Genomic DNA, 14424 nt, shown 5'->3' on the forward strand with positions numbered 1-14424 from the left:
AACAACCCCTGAACAGTCATCACCCGGCGCCGAGCTTGCCCCTACCTCCCTGAACTTATTAGGGTTTTGCGCCTCTGATGCCGGTAGCCATTGATCGCGGCGGCCTGATAAGCTCGCGGCTTTACTCGTTTGCCCTTTCGGCGCATGAACAAGGAAACAGCATGAAACAGCATCGGTTGGCAGCGGCGATTGCCCTGGTTGGTCTGGTACTCGCAGGTTGTGACAAACAAGCCAGTACCGTCGAGCTGAAAACCCCGGCCCAGAAAGCCTCCTACGGCATCGGCCTGAACATGGGCAAAAGCCTGGCACAGGAAGGCATGGACGACCTCGATTCCAAGGCCGTAGCCCTGGGTATCGAAGACGCCATCGGCAAGAAAGACCAGAAACTCAAAGACGAAGAGCTGATCGAAGCCTTCGCTGCCCTGCAAAAACGCGCTGAAGAGCGCCTGGCCAAGCAGAGTGAAGAAGCCGCAGCAGCCGGCAAGAAATTCCTCGAAGAAAACGCCAAGAAATCTGGCGTGACCACCACAGCCTCCGGCCTGCAATACGAAGTCGTCAAAAAGGCCGACGGTGCTCAACCCAAACCAACTGACGTGGTGACTGTTCACTACGAAGGCAAACTGATCGACGGCAAAGTGTTCGACAGCTCTGTAGAGCGCGGCAGCCCGATCGACCTGCCGGTCAGCGGTGTGATTCCAGGCTGGGTCGAAGGCCTGCAACTGATGCACGTTGGCGAAAAGATCAAACTGTACATCCCGGCTGAGCTGGCTTACGGTGCCCAGAGCCCGAGCCCGTTGATTCCGGCCAACTCGGTACTGGTCTTCGACCTGGAACTGATGGGCATCAAGGACCCGGCCGCAGCGCCGGCCCTGCCTGACGAAGAAGAAGAGGCCGCACCGGCTGAGGCACCTGCCAAGAAGTAATTGCGGCATGTCAGCAAAAACGCCCTGCACCGCAGGGCGTTTTTGTATCCGGTCGAACGCTTTATCCTGTGTGAAGTCTCACTATCAGGCCGGGCAGTGAGCTTTGTCGGACAATCAGGTGAGCGCTACACTGCGCCAAGTCACCGATTTAACAGGAGTTTTCAGGTGGCCAAAAAACGCCCGATTTGAGTCAGGCCCCCGTGGCACGGGGCGCTCAGGCCTGAAAAGCGCGGCTGTTCACAAGGTTATCCACAATTTATGTGGATAACATGACTGCCATAAATCTTTCGTATCGGAGTGATCATGAAAGCCCCCTGGACTTTTCTCCGTTTCCTGCCTGGTGCCCGCCGCCTATTGGCCGCAGGGCGTTTACCGGCATTGCTGTTTGCCGTTGCCCGCAAAGGCTCCAGCGAGGGCAGCCGGCTGGGGCGCATCAAGGACGATCTGCGTCTGCTGCAGGCCCTGTGCCTGGCCTACTGGCGTGGCGAGTACCGCGACATAAGCCCCAAGGCCATTTTGTCTATCGTCGCCGGCCTGATGTACTTTCTCAGCCCGCTGGACGCGATCCCTGACTTTATTCCGGGCCTGGGGATGTTCGATGACGTTGCGGTACTGGCCTGGGTCATGAAAAGCCTGACTGACGAGCTCGATGCGTTCCGTGCCTGGCGTGAGTCTCAGCCGGTGGAGAAACTGGTAGTCGTCGAGCGGCTGCCTGCCAGTGAAGCATTGCTGGAGCGCGAAAAAGGCATCTGATCCAGCAAATCGGCCGACTTTAAGCGAATCTGCCGGCCTTGCAGGTGGGCAACGACCCATAAAGCACTGTTAAGATAACGACATCATTGTTTTTCGAAATAAGTCCTTATCCAGTACAGGGGGTCGTATGGATCTTCAAGTCATCTCACGTGACGGCGAACCCGAGTACGCCGTACTGCCCTGGGGCCAGTACCAGGCACTGTTGAAAGCCGCCGGGCTGGCTCAAGCACCGGCCCGTCAGGTGGTCGAGACCCCGCAGGAGCCCCAACCATTGCCCGGTTTCGACCAGCTTGCTGCGCTGCGTCAGGCCAAAGGCCTGGAACTGGCGGGGCTGGCCCGTTCGGTGGGGGTCAGCCCTTCCTATCTGGAGCTGATCGAAAACGGCACCCGTGAGCCGGACGCAGCCATCAAGCGCAGCCTGGCGTGGCATCTGGGGGTAGCCGGTTGGCGGGGTGACTCATGAGCGTGCGTATCAGCCGCCAGCACTGGGAACAGCTGCTGAGCGAGCTTGATCAGGCCCGTCGTCAGCGTCATCTGGTCACTTACCGTGCCTTGCTCGAACGCCTGCAACTGCCAACCCCGGCGATGCAAACCTTGAGCGCCGCGCTGGAATACCTTGCCACCCTGGACGCCAAGGCCGAGCAGCCATTGCGCAGTTCACTGGTCATCAGCCAGGGCGCCAGCCGCCTGCCACGCCCTGGTTTCTTCGAATGCGCCGAGCGTCTGGGGCGTTTTTCCGGGCCGTCTGACGGCACCGCTGCGGCCGCCTGGCATGCCTCGGAAGTGGTGCGGGTTTTCGAGTTCGCCTACTCGCAGCCTGAGCGCGAGCAGTTGGCGGCCAAAGGTTAGTAGGGTTAATGCCGATCAGTTAAGGTCGGCGCGGTCTTTGTGGGAAGTTCTGCTGGCGAATGCAGGGGACATCCACAGCAGATGTGCAGGTTTTACCGGCCCGGTCGCGAGCCGTTGCTGCCTGCCACGGGCATTTGCTGGGGCCAGACCTTGACGCTGTTGAGCTTGAGATCTGGCATCAGTGCTCTGTAACCGCGTCGTTTAAAGGGTCGACCCTGACAGCCCTGCTTCTGTCGATCTTCCACGACATCAACTCGTTGACCGTGGCTTCCAGGGCGGACCAGCTGTTTATCACAGCAGTGAAGTTCGCCAGGTAAAGATGATTGCTGGCATCAATGCCAGCCTGCAAGGTCTGGATAACCTGTTTTACCGTGGTACGTTGCTCGCTCCAGAAATGCCCAAGCGCTTGCTGGCAATCGAGCAATTGGATCAAGCAACGCTTGGCATTTTGCATGTGAGCAACAACCGCGCTGGCAATCGCCAGTTCTTGTACCGGTATGCTCTGCCTGCTTTGAAGCTCCCGAACGGCTTGCATGGACTGCGTTATGGCTGCCAGGTCCCGTTTGTGCTCCTCAGCTGGCCACGCACCCAGAAGCGGTAATGTAAGCTCAAGAACGGGCTCTGCCAGAAAGTTTGTGTCGGCAATCTCACTGTCACTTTCAACTGATGAGTCGCCGTGTTGCAGTGCACGTCGATAAACCATGCTGACACGCTCAATGATCAAGTGCCGATCCGGATCAAGGCCTGTGAACGGTTCCCCGCCGCTGGCGCGCAGCGCGTCTTCGAGTTGTTGATATTTCTGGGCCAGCTCATGGGCCTGTTCGCGTTGCGCCTGAGATGTTTGCAGGGCATCGGCGATTGAACCTGCCAGGCGCTCAAGCGGCCCGGTGATGAGGTGTGACAGCTGTTGCGTGCGACGCTGATATTCAACGGCCTGGCTGCAAGCCTCATCAAGCTGCGATACCAGCACTTGCTCAAGTACCGCGGCCCATTGCCCGGGGTCGTGCGCGAGCGCTGCCCGCACGGCGTCGACCCCCGCCACGCACGTCGAATAGGTGATGAACGGCCTAAGCATCTGCGATGCCAGGGTCGCCTTGAGTGAGGTCCATTGCTGGGCTGTTTCGATCAGCGCGTTGGTGACTTCACTCACCGCCTGCAGCGACGGGGACGAATGGGGCGCATAGGGCCTCGACAGATCCGTCAGCGCACTGGCGTAGCCATCAAATGCCAGGAACGAGATATAAGCGTCGACAAGATTCTGCTGACCTGGAGAAGACATCATGATTGCTTGCTCCGAGAGCAGCGGCTCCTCGTTCCAGGAGCCACCATTCTGTTCTGAAATGCCCGGTGCTGTTCAACGATGTTCGGCAACCGGGCACTGGCTTTTGCCGATTCAGGCTGCCTGGATGTTGGCAACTTCACCGCCAACTTTCATCTCGCCTACTGCAACCTGGACATCAGCCATGGCTAATTGCTCAGCCATTTTGGTTGCCGCTTGCCATTCCTTGCTGGCCGAGGACGCGAAAGCCCCCTGGATAATTGCACTGACGCTCAGCTCTGCCTTTTCGAGTTTTTCACTGACGCCTTTGAGCTCTCCAGCAAAAATGCTCCAGATGGTCCTGAGGTCGGACAGTGCGTCCAGCGATGTCTTGACATGCTCTTTGGCCTGGGTTGTTGCCATGGACAGAGCATGCAAGGCAACGATTTGTCTTTGATCAGCCGAAAGTTGCGCCTGCTTCCTGGTGATCTCTTTCATTTGATCGTTGATCTTGCTCTGGGTTAATGCCCACAGGGTAATGCTTGCACCTGCTCCAATGAGGGCAGGGATGCCGACGGTCAGGGACCAGCCTAAGCTGATCGGCGCCAGTGCCAGGGCGATGACCCCGACAAACAGCGAGACGCCAAGGCCGCCAGCTTCATAGGCGATCTGCCGATTCTCGGCTGCGATCATGGCATTCAATCCGCTGATTGCAGCATTCAACTCTTGTACATGACCCAGCAGCTCGGTTTCCGCGTTTTGAATGCTGCTGACACTTGATACCAATTCATTGTGCGAACGCTGCATCTTGTTACCCCAGGCGCGCAGACGCTCGGCGGTTGTATCCGCTTTGTGAATAGCCTCCTGAACTTCGTCGTTGAGCATTTTCACCAGCAGCGAGATCTTCACCACTGTTGGATCGCTGGCCCCCATCGCTGACGGGTTCGACTCGACCTGCTTGACGATAAGCCCCATCACCGAGTCGAAGGTGGTTCCAAAGTCGATGACTTGCAGCGGCACACCGCCGGTGAGTTCGGGAGCCAGATCGTCGATCCATTCCTGAGCGTTCAGTTTGGCTTGATCCAGAGACTTGGACAGGCCATTGAACCAGCTGTAGTGCTTTTCCGGAGTTTCGATGTGCGTATTGAGCACGCCGTGACAGGCCTGGGTAATCAGATTGAGACTGAAAAAAGCGGCTTGGGTCTTACCCGATACAGCCTGGGTATTTTTCACCAGCGATTGCGTAGCCATGTAAGCACCCTCTTTAACCTGCAGTTAATGAAATGTTCTGACTCAAAGGCTCAATGACAACGGTTTGTCCACGATCAATTTTCAATCCCGCCAAGTGGCTGGCATAGGCTTCCAGTTTTTTCCAGGAAGCAGCCACCAATTGGTAATTGGATAAATACAAGTGAGCGTCGGGGTCGGCACCTGCATTAAGTGCTTCAATGACCTGGCGCACCGTATTGGTCTCTTCACGCCAAAGCTGAGTGATGGCTGGAAGTTTGTTTTCAATGCTCAGAAACTCGCGTTCGAGTCGATAAAGAAGACTCAGCACGTTTTTGGTGGCCGCCAGGGCCTGCGCGGTTTGATCCAGGCTGACTTGTAACTGGCTGATGTCACGCAGTAACTTGTAGATTCGCTCCGAGCGCGCCCAGTTTTCGTACACCGCGTAGCTGGCCGTGAGCACTGCAAGCGTCAAACCCACGTACGAGATCCCGTTGGCTATCGCGGCCCCCATCATGATGCCTCGGGTCGCTGCATCAATATTGGATGTTTGAATATCCACCAGTTTGTAAATGACCTTTCCGTGGTTGGTGACCAGGGTGCTGGTTTTGCTCAGTGTACCGACGGTGAGTTTTTCCTGTTGGGAGATCAGGGCGTCCTGTAGTTCTTGCATTTTTTGCGCAAGTTCATTGGACTTGGCTTCCTGCGCTCCCAGCGAGCGCCAGCCAGCCTGGATACTCTCGTCGAGGCGTTGGTGCGCGGCACTGAACTCCTTGCGTAACCCTTTGATTTTATCTTCGCACTCAATGGCCTGGCGCAAGCCTTTGTTCAGTTGTGGCATCACAACCTGGTTCAGCACAGCCACCCACTGCGTGCGCTCGTTCTTGACAGCCAGCCGCATCATGTCTTCCACGCCGGAAACACACGAAGCGTACTGGATGAACTGCTTTAATAGCCCTCCCAGAAAGTCAGGTTTTAATGTCGGCCATTCCTGTGCGGTATGATTGAGCAGTTCCAGACGATTTCTTACATCATTCAGCCAGTCCGGATCATTGATCAGCTTTCCTACTGTCAATGTCGTAACCGTATGGCTGTAAGCATCCAGCTCAATAAAAGAAACAAAAGCATCAGTCAATGTTTGTTTCAACAGATCGACACGAGGATAGATCACAGCCGTCACTCCCGGACCTAAAAGATTAAAAAGAGTAGTTTCGATTCCGGCAAGCCGAACACTTCAGGCCTGAGCACTTCGCCAGGACCGGCAAGTGCCGCACATTTATAAACGATGATTTCGCAGGGCGATAAGGCTGGGGCGTGAAGTGGGCTTGGTCACGGCGAGGGAGAGAAAGGTTGCATCCAGCATCGTCGTATCATCCTTTGCATATCGAAATTATGATATGTGGCGCAATAACATCGCTTCGCCAGCCTAAGCGATCTCGATTCGATAGTGCAATAGGCTTGCGTGATGTTCTGGCAGGGATGATTCGATTCTGTTTATTGTCCTGCGCGAGTGGCCGACAACGCGGGCGGGCGGGAGCCCCCCGCAAGCCGTTGCCCGACAGCGCTGTGCCGGGCGGCGGGCGGGTTTTGATCGGCGATGCGTATCAAGCCACCGCGAAGTAATGCTTCACAAAACTTTCGCTGAGCACTTCCCACAGCACGGGCGTGCCCTTGGTCACGAACCAGCTGTCGCCGGCCTTGTAGCGGCTCACCTGGCCGGTGCTCTCGTCGGTCAGTACCAGCTCGCCGGTGACCACGGTGGCGTGCTCATTGAACGGGTAGACCATGCGGAACTTGCCCTGGGTGGTGCCGAAGTAGGCGCTGCTGACCGGTTCGGTCGGGGCGCCGAAGGTCATCTTGCCGAAGGCGTTGACCTCGCCTTCGAGAATCTGCGAACCCAGGTCGGCCACGGTGCCCCAGGCATCAAGCTGGCTGAGTTGAACATCTTTGTTGATTACGGTCAGGGTCATGCGGCAGTGCTCCTAAAGGATGGAATGAAATCAGCGGCGACCATTGAAGTAGCCGGACAACTGGTGAAAGGTCTTGCCGCCGCTGAGCAGCAGCGGGCGGATCTGGTCTTTGCCGATGATGTTGGGGTGGCGCACTGAACTGAGCAGCTCATAGCGCGCCGAGCCTTCGCTCATGCCTTCAGCAAGGATCTTGCAAATGATGTGGCTGGGGGTGACGCCAAAGCCTGAATAGCCCTGCACATAGAACACGTTGCGCCGGCCATTGAGGGTGCCCAGTTGCGGGAACAAGGTGGCGCCGGTGGCCATCGGGCCGCCCCAGGCCAGGTCGATTTTCACGTCTTTGAGGTACGGGAACACCTTGAGCATCAGGCGCCGGTTCCAGGCTTTGAGGTCATTGGGGATATGCTCGACAAACGGGGTGGCAGAACCGAACAGCAAGCGGTTTTCGCGGGTCACCCGGTAGTAATCGATCACCGGCCGGATATCGCTGTAGGCACCCCGAATCGGGCTGATGCGCTGGATCAGTTCTTCCGGCAGCGGCTCGGTCACCATCTGGAATGCGTACGTATTGATGGTCTTGCAGTGCAACTGCGGTTCGAGCTTGTTGAGGAAACTGTCGCAAGCCCAGAGCAGTTTGCTGGCCTTGACCGAGCCACGGCCGGTGCGCACAGTGATGCGCTCGCCGTATTGCACCTCCAGCGCCGGGCTGTGTTCAAAGATCCGCACGCCCAGCTCGCTCAGGGCCTTGGCCTCGCCAAGCAGCAGGTTCAGCGAGTGCACATGGCCACCGCCCATGTGCAGCAGGGCACTGCTGTAAACGTCGGAGCCGATGATCTGTTTGACTTCGGAGCCTGCCAGAAAGCGAATCTCGTCTTTGCTGTTGATCGACTTGAAGTCGCGCTCCCAGTTGCGCAGGGTCTGTTCCTGACGTTTGTTGAAGCCCATGTAGCCATAGCCATGGCTGAAGTCGGCGTCGATGTTATAGCGGGCGATACGCTCTTTGATGATGCCGGCGCCCAGCTCGCTGATCTCGAAGATCTCGCGGATGCCGCTTTCTCCGACGCTGTTGCGGATCTTCTCCAGGTCGTGGCCGATGCCGGCCATGATCTGCCCACCGTTGCGCCCGGTGCCGCCGAAACCCAGGTAGCGGGCTTCGAGCACCACGATGTTGGTGATGCCTTTCTCGGCCAGCTCCAGCGCGGTGTTGATCCCGGAGAAGCCGCCGCCGATGACCGCGACATCGGCGTCTATGTCCTCCTCCAGGGTCGCAAAACTCAAATTGTACTTTTTGGTTGCTGAGTAGTACGTGGGCGTTTCGATATTGATCATGGTGGCGACCGGCTCATGATTCTTGTCAGTTGCTTCATTAAACGCCCGGTCGCCGCATGTCGTCTTGCCTTTGTGTGCCGCCGGACTTGTTCGGCACTGCCAGTCTCAAGTGAGCGAGGCGAGGGTCTCCGGCAGGGTGGCACCGCCATCGACAATAATCGTCTGGCCGGTGACATAGGCTGCCAGCTCCGAAGCCAGGTAGAGCATCGCCCCGGCGATGTCCGCCGGTTGCCCGAGACGGCCCAGCGGCACGCCTTGGGCGATGCGCTGGCTGAGGCCAGGATCGCCCAGGTTGCCCATCGCCGGGGTGGCGATCATGCCCGGTTCCACGCCATTGACCCGCACCCCCAGCGGCGCCAGTTCCAGCGCGGCGCTGCGGATGAAGCCGTTGACCCCGGCCTTGCTGGCGGCGTAGTGACTCAGGCCCGGAAACGCCACTCGCGGGCCGGTCACCGAAGACGTCACCAGCAGGTTGCCGCGACCTTGCTGCCTGAACAGCGGCAAGGCGGCCTGGGTCAGCCAGAACAACGCTGCCAGGTTGACGTCCAGAGTCCGTTGCAAAATGGCCGGGGTGATCTGTTCCAGCGGCGTCAGTGGAAAGTAACCGGCGTTGTGCACCAGTACATCGAGGCGCGACAGGTCGCCGATCATGGCATTGATCGCGTCTCGGTCGGCCAGATCGATGCCCACCGCCTGCACATCCCGATTGAGCCGACTCAGCTCGCTGGCCAGGGCTTGGGCTTCAGGCAGGTTCAGGTCGGCGATCAGCACCCTGGCACCACGCTCGCTGAATGCCTCGACGATACCCCGGCCAATGCCTTGGGCGCCGCCGGTCACCAGTACGGTTTGTCCGTTGAAATCCAGCATCAGGCACCTTCCAGTTGTTCAAAGGCCAGGGTGGGCACGTCGACAATGCTCGATCCGCCATCGGCGACCAGGGTAGCGCCAGTGACGATGCTGGCCTCAGTGCTGATCAGAAACCGGCACAGGTTGGCGATTTCGTCGGGCAGCGCGGGCCTGCGCAACGGCACCGCGGCGGTGACCCGTGCATAAGCGGCGTCCAGGTCTTCTGCGTAATGCGCCATCAGTGGCTGCATCTCGGCATCGGCCATGGGCGTGCGCACCCAGCCGGGGCACACGCAGTTGACCCGTACACCCAGCGGGCCGTAGTCCTTTGCCAGTGAGCGGTTCAGGCCCAGCAGCGCGTGTTTGGCGGTGGTGTAGCCGCACACTTGTGGGCCTGCGGCCAAGGAGGCGATGGAGCCCAGCAGTACGATGCTGCCGCGCCGCTCGATCAGCAGCGGCAGGCAGGCCTGGGCGCTGAAAAAGGCGCTGTCCAGATTGCTGCGCAGCGCCGCCTGCCAGTCTGCGCTGCTGGTTTCGGTAGCGCTGCCCAGGCCATGCCCGCCTGCGCAGGTGAGCAGGGCATCAAGGCCGCCAAAGCGCTCGCGAACCTGCTCGATGAATTCGGCCCAGGTGTCGGCACAGGCGGCGTCGCCGACCAACACCAGGCCGCCGGTCTGGGCCGCGACCCGCTCCAGTGGCTCGCGGCGCCGGCCGACCAGCACCAGATTGGCGCCGTCGACCGCCAGGCGACGGGCGCAGGCTTCACCGATTCCGGTGCCGGCGCCGGTAATCAGTACGGTCTTACTCATCGCTGTCGTACTCGGTGACATTCAATACGCGGCAGTAGGAGGCCACCGGAAAATTGCTCAGCTCTTCGAAGCCGTCACCGGCATAGCCGAAGATCTTGCCGTCGCTGCGGTGCTGTTGCAGATCGATGACGATCAGGCCCAGGGTCGGCACGATCTTCTCGCGCCAGACGAACAGGTAGAGTTGTTCGGCGAGTTTGTAGTAGTGGGCCCGGTCGGTGTCGCACAGGCCCTGTTCCACCCCGCGCAGGCACTGCCAGCTGTAGTAGTCGCGGTTCAGATAGACATGCTCGTAAACTTCCGTGGGGCTGTAGCGGTACAGGTTGCGCAGGCCGACCAGTTCCTCGGTTGGCGCATGCGGGCAGGCGCCGTCTTGCCAGGGCTGGTCCAGGCTGCCGTGCAGGAACTCGACCTGGACACCGGTCAGTGGCTGGCCGGCCAGGGCACGATGATAAAGACCTTCATGGGTCTGGGCCTCGCCGGGCAGGCGGCCGATGACGGCCGTGAAGGCGCTGTTGAGTGTGTCGAGCACCAGGCTGATCGACCAGGCCTGGCCGGCTTCGTGTTTAACGAAATCCACCAGATAAATGCCGGCACGCAGTGACGTGGCGCGATAGGCTGCGCTGCCGCTGCTGTGGCCATCGGCGGCCTGCCAGTGCACCTGTTGGGCATCGAAGCGATGGCTGATCTGCCAGCCATTGGCAAAGTTCAGCTCGAAGCGCCGGTCTGCCAGATCGGCCAGGTTCGGCAAAATGAAAGACTCGGGGGCAAAACCGTCGGCCAGGGCGCCTACGGTGATCCAGTCGGACTGCTTGCTCATCGGGGTGTGCTCGTGTTGTGAGTGATGAGCACGATGGTGCGGCGCGGCGCGCCTGAGCGGTATCAACCAGATGGTTGAACCGGCTATAGAAACAGCCGGCTGACCAGCTCGGTACGGCTGCTGACCCCGACCTTGCGAAACAGGTTGATCAGGTGGGTCTTGACCGTGGGCAGGCCCAGGTCGAGCTGGCGGGCCAGTTGTTTGTTGCTGGCGCCGTCCTGCAACAACAGGGCGATTTGCCGTTCACGAGCGGTCAGCGTTTGCAGGCGGTCTGTTGGCGGCGCTGTCTGCAAGCCGGCGGCAGCCATTTGCATCAGCCCGTGTAAGGCCAGCAGGCTGTGCAGCTCATCAGGCTGGAATGGCTGCTGGCCCCGGCAGCGCAGCAATGACACGCCCAACGCCGGACGGCCGCCGAGGTGAGCGATGACCTCGACCACATCCACCACCTGATGGCGCTGCAGAAACCGGCGATATTCCTGGCTGCTGCCCGGGTCTTGATGCGCCAGCCCGTCGCGTAGAGCAATCACCGGCTGGTCGATGGCAGCGCAGAGTTTCGGTTGCAGAGGGTCGAGCCAGCGATAGTGCTCAAGGTAGGCGTCATGCATCGACGCCTGCATGCCCTGTAACTGGAAGTCGCAGGCCAGTAGCCCGGCGTCGATCCGGTAGAAGGCCGCCAGTGCGGCGGGGACCTGATGAGTGAAGGCACTCAGGCAGTGCCGGGCCAATTGATTGCTGTCGAGCATCACCACAACCTGCGTCTTTGCCCAATGGCTGCTCAGTATTGTCACGCAGTGCGTCCAGGTCTTGTCTGTGACTGCCAGCGATTGAATTGTTCCGGGTTGGTGGTTAACTTGTTAACGATGGCTTTTCAGCCTGCACACTCGATGTCTGTCGACCCTTTGGAGCTTGCGATGCCCGCCCCGCAACGTCTGATTGTCCTCTTGGCCATGCTGGTCGCATTCGGCCCACTGTCTATCGATATGTACCTGCCGAGCCTGCCCGCCATTGCCAATGATTTGCAGGCCAGCGAAGCGCAGGTGCAGATGACCATTGGGGTGTTTCTCGGCGGTCTGTGTCTGGGCATGCTCGTGTACGGCCCGCTGTCGGATCGCTTCGGACGTCGGCGGCTGTTGCTGGGCGGTATCGTGCTGTACCTGCTGGCCAGTGTCGGTTGCGCGCTGGCGTCGGCTGTCGAGCAGTTGCTGGTCTGGCGCTTTGTCCAGGCCCTGGGTGGCGCGGCGGCGGCGGTGCTGGCGCGAGCCATCGTACGTGATCTGTTTGCTCTGGAGGAGGCGGCCCGGGTGCTGTCACTGATGCATCTGGTGACCATGCTGGCAACGCTGGCGGCACCGTTGCTTGGCGGTTACCTGATGCTGCTGGCCGGCTGGCGCTCGCTGTTCGCGGCGCTGATCGGCTTTGCCGCTGTGTGCCTGATCGCGGTGGCCTGGAAAATCCCCGAAACCCTGGCACCGCACAAACGTGGCGAGTCGCTGGGCCAGGCACTTCGTGCCTACGCCCACATGGCAGTACAGCCGTTGGTGATCGGCTACAGCCTGTGCATGGGGCTGTGCTTTGCTGGCATGTTTGCCTTCATCACAGCATCGCCGTTCGTGTACATCGACTATTTCGGCGTTTCGCCGCTGGCTTACGGCTGGCTGTTTGCCCTGAATATCTTCGGCATCATCGTCACCACGCTGATCAATGCGCGGCTGGTCAGGCGGCTGGGGCCGGGGCCATTGCTCAACGCGGGCAGTGCCGTGGCGGCGCTGGCCGCAGTGTTGTTACTGCTGGTCGGGGCCAGTGGCTGGGGTGGTTTGCCGGCGGTAGTGGTGGGGGTGTTGCTGTACGTCAGTGTCACTGGGTTGCTGGGTGCCAATTGCTTGGCCAGCCTGCTGGCGGTGTATCCCCGCCAGGCCGGGGCGGTGGCGGGATTGGCGATATCAGGCCAGTTCGGCCTGGGGATGCTCAGCAGCGCCCTGGTGGGCCTGCTGTATGACGCCAGCCCCTTGCCGATGTGCCTGATCATGGGCGCTTGCGGCCTCGGTTCGTGGCTGGCGCTGCGCTTTGCCCGCAGCCGCAATTAGTTTCCATCGCTTTGGAGTGGGTACCCCTGTAGGAGCAGCTTTAGCTGCGAAGCCTTCGCAGCTAAAGCTGCTCCTACGGGGAGTGCGGCGCCGGTCTAACTGATCACTTTGCTATCAATGACCTCAAACTAACGGCGGCACACGCAACTGATTCGAGCACTCCAGCAACGAGCGGCGCTGGGTGTCGGCGTACAGTTGCAACTCGTTGATGGTTTCGCGGCCCAGGTCGTGCTGGAACTGCTGCTGGTTGGAGCTGGCGTTGTAGTGCGACTGCGCATCGTCACCGAGGTTGGACTGGAAGATCCCGGCAGCGCTGACCGGCAGGAAGTCTTCATAAACCAGCGGCTCGAAGTCGATGTGGCCCGCCTCGATCAGGGCTTCCAGATCCTTGAGCGGCAGCTCGCTGCTGCGCGCGGCGATGCCTTTATCGGTCGGCAAGTAACGGAAGTAGGCCAGGCCCTGCTGACGCATTGCCTGCAGGTCGTCCGGGAAGTCCTTGAATACCGCTTCCAGCAGTTCGGCGTAACGTACCGCGTTGGCTTCGTTGGGAAATTCCCCCAACTGCTCGCGGGCCGTGTTGAGCAATTGGTCATACAAGGCCCGGCCTTTGGGGGTCAACGCTGCGCCACGTTGTTCGATCTCGCCAAAGCGCGCCGAGTGGCTGCCCGATTCATTGGCGCCCTGGCCGACAAAGGTGATCGGCTCTTGCAGCGCCTTGAAGCTGGTCTGGCGCAGCAGGATCGGATGCTGGCGCCGTGGCGGGCCTTCGACCACCGCCTTGGGGGTAATGCCGCGCAGCGGCATGTTGCTTTGCACCGTATCGATGTCCAGCGTGCGCGGGGTCAGGTGGTTGATGTGCGGGCCACGGAAGGCCACCACATCGGCAATCAACCGGTGCTGGGCCAGCAGTTGCTGGTACTCGGCCAGCGACACCGTGGCGGTGTTGTGCCAGCGGAAGGTCTCCAGCGCCTGTTCGATGAACTCGTCGGCGTCGGCCTGGTTGAGTCCGCCATCACGCTCGCTTTGCTCAATCAGCTCCAGCACCCGTGGGGTGAAGATCGAGCGCTTGGCCAGTACTTGTTCGGCGAAGGCGCGCAGCGCGGCGTTGTCGATCAGTTCCAGGCGCAGCAGCGAAGTGAACACCCGGAATGGGCTGACCTGCAGCGAGTCTTCATGGACCGCGCGAAACGCCGTGGAGTGCACCGGCACGCCGGCCGGAGTCAGGTCGTAGTAACCCACCGGCTGCATGCCCATCACCGCAAACAGTCGTGCCAGGGTGGCCAGTTCCAGTGGTGTACCGACGCGAATCGCGCCATGACGTTCCATGTCCAGGCGTTCGATCTCGCCGGTTTTGTTCAGGCTGTCGAGCACCTGCGGGCTGTGCTTGAACACGCCCTCGTTGGTTTCGGCGACCAGTTCCATCAAGGTGCCGTACAGCGGGACTTCTTGCTGATACATGTGGGACATGGCGCGGGAAAAGCCGGCGCGAATCTGGTCGCGATTGGCGAAGCTTGCAGTGCTCATCTGGATCGGTTCTCCGAACAATTTCCAGTCAATCA

15 protein-coding genes are annotated in these 14424 nt (G+C 60.0%); 5 read left to right on the forward strand and 10 right to left on the reverse strand.

Annotated elements, in window-relative coordinates:
• Nucleotides 1–161: 161 nt before the first annotated feature.
• The 4 genes from bamJ to NJC40_RS14395 all read left to right on the forward strand — a co-directional run bounded on the left by bamJ (nt 162) and on the right by NJC40_RS14395 (nt 2525).
• A complete protein-coding gene (bamJ, locus tag NJC40_RS14380; RefSeq protein ID WP_253117917.1) occupies nt 162–923 on the forward strand; it encodes a BamJ family beta-barrel-assembly machinery protein in 762 nt (253 codons plus the stop codon).
• 303 nt (nt 924–1226) lie between these two features.
• Nucleotides 1227–1676, forward strand: a complete 450-nt coding sequence (locus NJC40_RS14385) for a YkvA family protein (RefSeq protein WP_045489130.1) — start codon at nt 1227–1229, stop codon at nt 1674–1676.
• A 127-nt stretch (nt 1677–1803) separates the two neighbouring features.
• Nucleotides 1804–2139, forward strand: coding sequence for a helix-turn-helix domain-containing protein (locus tag NJC40_RS14390; protein WP_045489133.1), 336 nt, complete (start codon nt 1804–1806; stop codon nt 2137–2139).
• Nucleotides 2136–2525, forward strand: coding sequence for a hypothetical protein (locus NJC40_RS14395; RefSeq protein WP_045489136.1), 390 nt, complete (start codon nt 2136–2138; stop codon nt 2523–2525). The genes NJC40_RS14390 and NJC40_RS14395 overlap by 4 nt, the downstream gene beginning before the upstream one ends.
• Before the next feature lie 178 nt (nt 2526–2703).
• Here the strand turns inward: NJC40_RS14395 and NJC40_RS14400 are convergent, their stop codons facing one another.
• From NJC40_RS14400 to NJC40_RS14440, 9 genes are all read right to left on the reverse strand, one after another.
• The gene (locus tag NJC40_RS14400; RefSeq protein WP_253140049.1) at nt 2704–3807 is read right to left on the reverse strand and encodes a hypothetical protein; all 1104 of its coding nucleotides are present in this window, start codon (nt 3805–3807) and stop codon (nt 2704–2706) included.
• 111 nt (nt 3808–3918) lie between these two features.
• A complete protein-coding gene (makA, locus tag NJC40_RS14405; RefSeq protein WP_253140050.1) occupies nt 3919–5034 on the reverse strand; it encodes an alpha-pore-forming cytotoxin MakA in 1116 nt (371 codons plus the stop codon).
• Between the two features lie 13 nt (nt 5035–5047).
• Nucleotides 5048–6181 (reverse strand): alpha-pore-forming cytotoxin subunit MakB, encoded by a 1134-nt coding sequence (makB, locus tag NJC40_RS14410; RefSeq protein ID WP_253140051.1) that lies wholly within the window; start codon nt 6179–6181, stop codon nt 5048–5050.
• Between the two features lie 433 nt (nt 6182–6614).
• Nucleotides 6615–6980, reverse strand: a complete 366-nt coding sequence (locus NJC40_RS14415) for a cupin domain-containing protein (protein ID WP_253140052.1) — start codon at nt 6978–6980, stop codon at nt 6615–6617.
• Between the two features lie 30 nt (nt 6981–7010).
• Entirely contained in the window at nt 7011–8309 is a 1299-nt protein-coding gene (locus tag NJC40_RS14420; RefSeq protein WP_253140053.1) for an NAD(P)/FAD-dependent oxidoreductase, read from the reverse strand.
• A 105-nt stretch (nt 8310–8414) separates the two neighbouring features.
• The gene (locus NJC40_RS14425; RefSeq protein WP_253117914.1) at nt 8415–9176 is read right to left on the reverse strand and encodes an SDR family oxidoreductase; all 762 of its coding nucleotides are present in this window, start codon (nt 9174–9176) and stop codon (nt 8415–8417) included.
• Nucleotides 9176–9964, reverse strand: a complete 789-nt coding sequence (locus tag NJC40_RS14430) for an SDR family NAD(P)-dependent oxidoreductase (RefSeq protein WP_045489156.1) — start codon at nt 9962–9964, stop codon at nt 9176–9178. Before NJC40_RS14430 ends, NJC40_RS14425 begins: the two co-directional genes overlap by 1 nt.
• Nucleotides 9957–10781 carry a molybdenum cofactor biosynthesis F family protein gene (locus NJC40_RS14435; RefSeq protein ID WP_045489159.1) on the reverse strand — a complete coding sequence of 275 codons (825 nt, stop codon included), beginning with the start codon at nt 10779–10781 and terminating at the stop codon, nt 9957–9959. The genes NJC40_RS14430 and NJC40_RS14435 overlap by 8 nt, the downstream gene beginning before the upstream one ends.
• Nucleotides 10782–10864: 83 nt before the next feature.
• On the reverse strand, nt 10865–11524 hold the full coding sequence (locus tag NJC40_RS14440; protein ID WP_045489161.1) for a helix-turn-helix transcriptional regulator: 660 nt from the start codon (nt 11522–11524) through the stop codon (nt 10865–10867).
• A 168-nt stretch (nt 11525–11692) separates the two neighbouring features.
• On the opposite strand from NJC40_RS14440, the gene NJC40_RS14445 reads away from it, so the two are divergent.
• Nucleotides 11693–12865, forward strand: a complete 1173-nt coding sequence (locus tag NJC40_RS14445) for a Bcr/CflA family multidrug efflux MFS transporter (protein WP_253140054.1) — start codon at nt 11693–11695, stop codon at nt 12863–12865.
• 123 nt (nt 12866–12988) lie between these two features.
• On the opposite strand, the gene hglS is transcribed toward NJC40_RS14445, so the two are convergent.
• Nucleotides 12989–14389 (reverse strand): 2-oxoadipate dioxygenase/decarboxylase HglS, encoded by a 1401-nt coding sequence (gene hglS, locus NJC40_RS14450; RefSeq protein WP_253140055.1) that lies wholly within the window; start codon nt 14387–14389, stop codon nt 12989–12991.
• Between the last annotated feature and the right edge of the window lie 35 nt (nt 14390–14424).

Origin of the sequence: Pseudomonas sp. 21LCFQ02, assembly GCF_024129895.2 — a bacterium.
Classification (GTDB): Bacteria; Pseudomonadota; Gammaproteobacteria; order Pseudomonadales; family Pseudomonadaceae; genus Aquipseudomonas.

Excerpts from the sequence above, each read along its gene's own strand:
- NJC40_RS14420 (WP_253140053.1), bottom strand. The coding sequence starts at position 8,309 with ATGATCAATATCGAAACGCCCACGTACTACTCAGCAACCAAAAAGTAC.
- NJC40_RS14445 (WP_253140054.1), top strand. The coding sequence starts at position 11,693 with ATGCCCGCCCCGCAACGTCTGATTGTCCTCTTGGCCATGCTGGTCGCA.
- NJC40_RS14395 (WP_045489136.1), top strand. The coding sequence starts at position 2,136 with ATGAGCGTGCGTATCAGCCGCCAGCACTGGGAACAGCTGCTGAGCGAG.
- makA (WP_253140050.1), bottom strand. The coding sequence starts at position 5,034 with ATGGCTACGCAATCGCTGGTGAAAAATACCCAGGCTGTATCGGGTAAG.
- NJC40_RS14400 (WP_253140049.1), bottom strand. The coding sequence starts at position 3,807 with ATGATGTCTTCTCCAGGTCAGCAGAATCTTGTCGACGCTTATATCTCG.
- NJC40_RS14430 (WP_045489156.1), bottom strand. The coding sequence starts at position 9,964 with ATGAGTAAGACCGTACTGATTACCGGCGCCGGCACCGGAATCGGTGAA.
- NJC40_RS14425 (WP_253117914.1), bottom strand. The coding sequence starts at position 9,176 with ATGCTGGATTTCAACGGACAAACCGTACTGGTGACCGGCGGCGCCCAA.
- hglS (WP_253140055.1), bottom strand. The coding sequence starts at position 14,389 with ATGAGCACTGCAAGCTTCGCCAATCGCGACCAGATTCGCGCCGGCTTT.
- NJC40_RS14435 (WP_045489159.1), bottom strand. The coding sequence starts at position 10,781 with ATGAGCAAGCAGTCCGACTGGATCACCGTAGGCGCCCTGGCCGACGGT.
- NJC40_RS14385 (WP_045489130.1), top strand. The coding sequence starts at position 1,227 with ATGAAAGCCCCCTGGACTTTTCTCCGTTTCCTGCCTGGTGCCCGCCGC.
- NJC40_RS14415 (WP_253140052.1), bottom strand. The coding sequence starts at position 6,980 with ATGACCCTGACCGTAATCAACAAAGATGTTCAACTCAGCCAGCTTGAT.
- bamJ (WP_253117917.1), top strand. The coding sequence starts at position 162 with ATGAAACAGCATCGGTTGGCAGCGGCGATTGCCCTGGTTGGTCTGGTA.
- NJC40_RS14440 (WP_045489161.1), bottom strand. The coding sequence starts at position 11,524 with ATGCTCGACAGCAATCAATTGGCCCGGCACTGCCTGAGTGCCTTCACT.
- NJC40_RS14390 (WP_045489133.1), top strand. The coding sequence starts at position 1,804 with ATGGATCTTCAAGTCATCTCACGTGACGGCGAACCCGAGTACGCCGTA.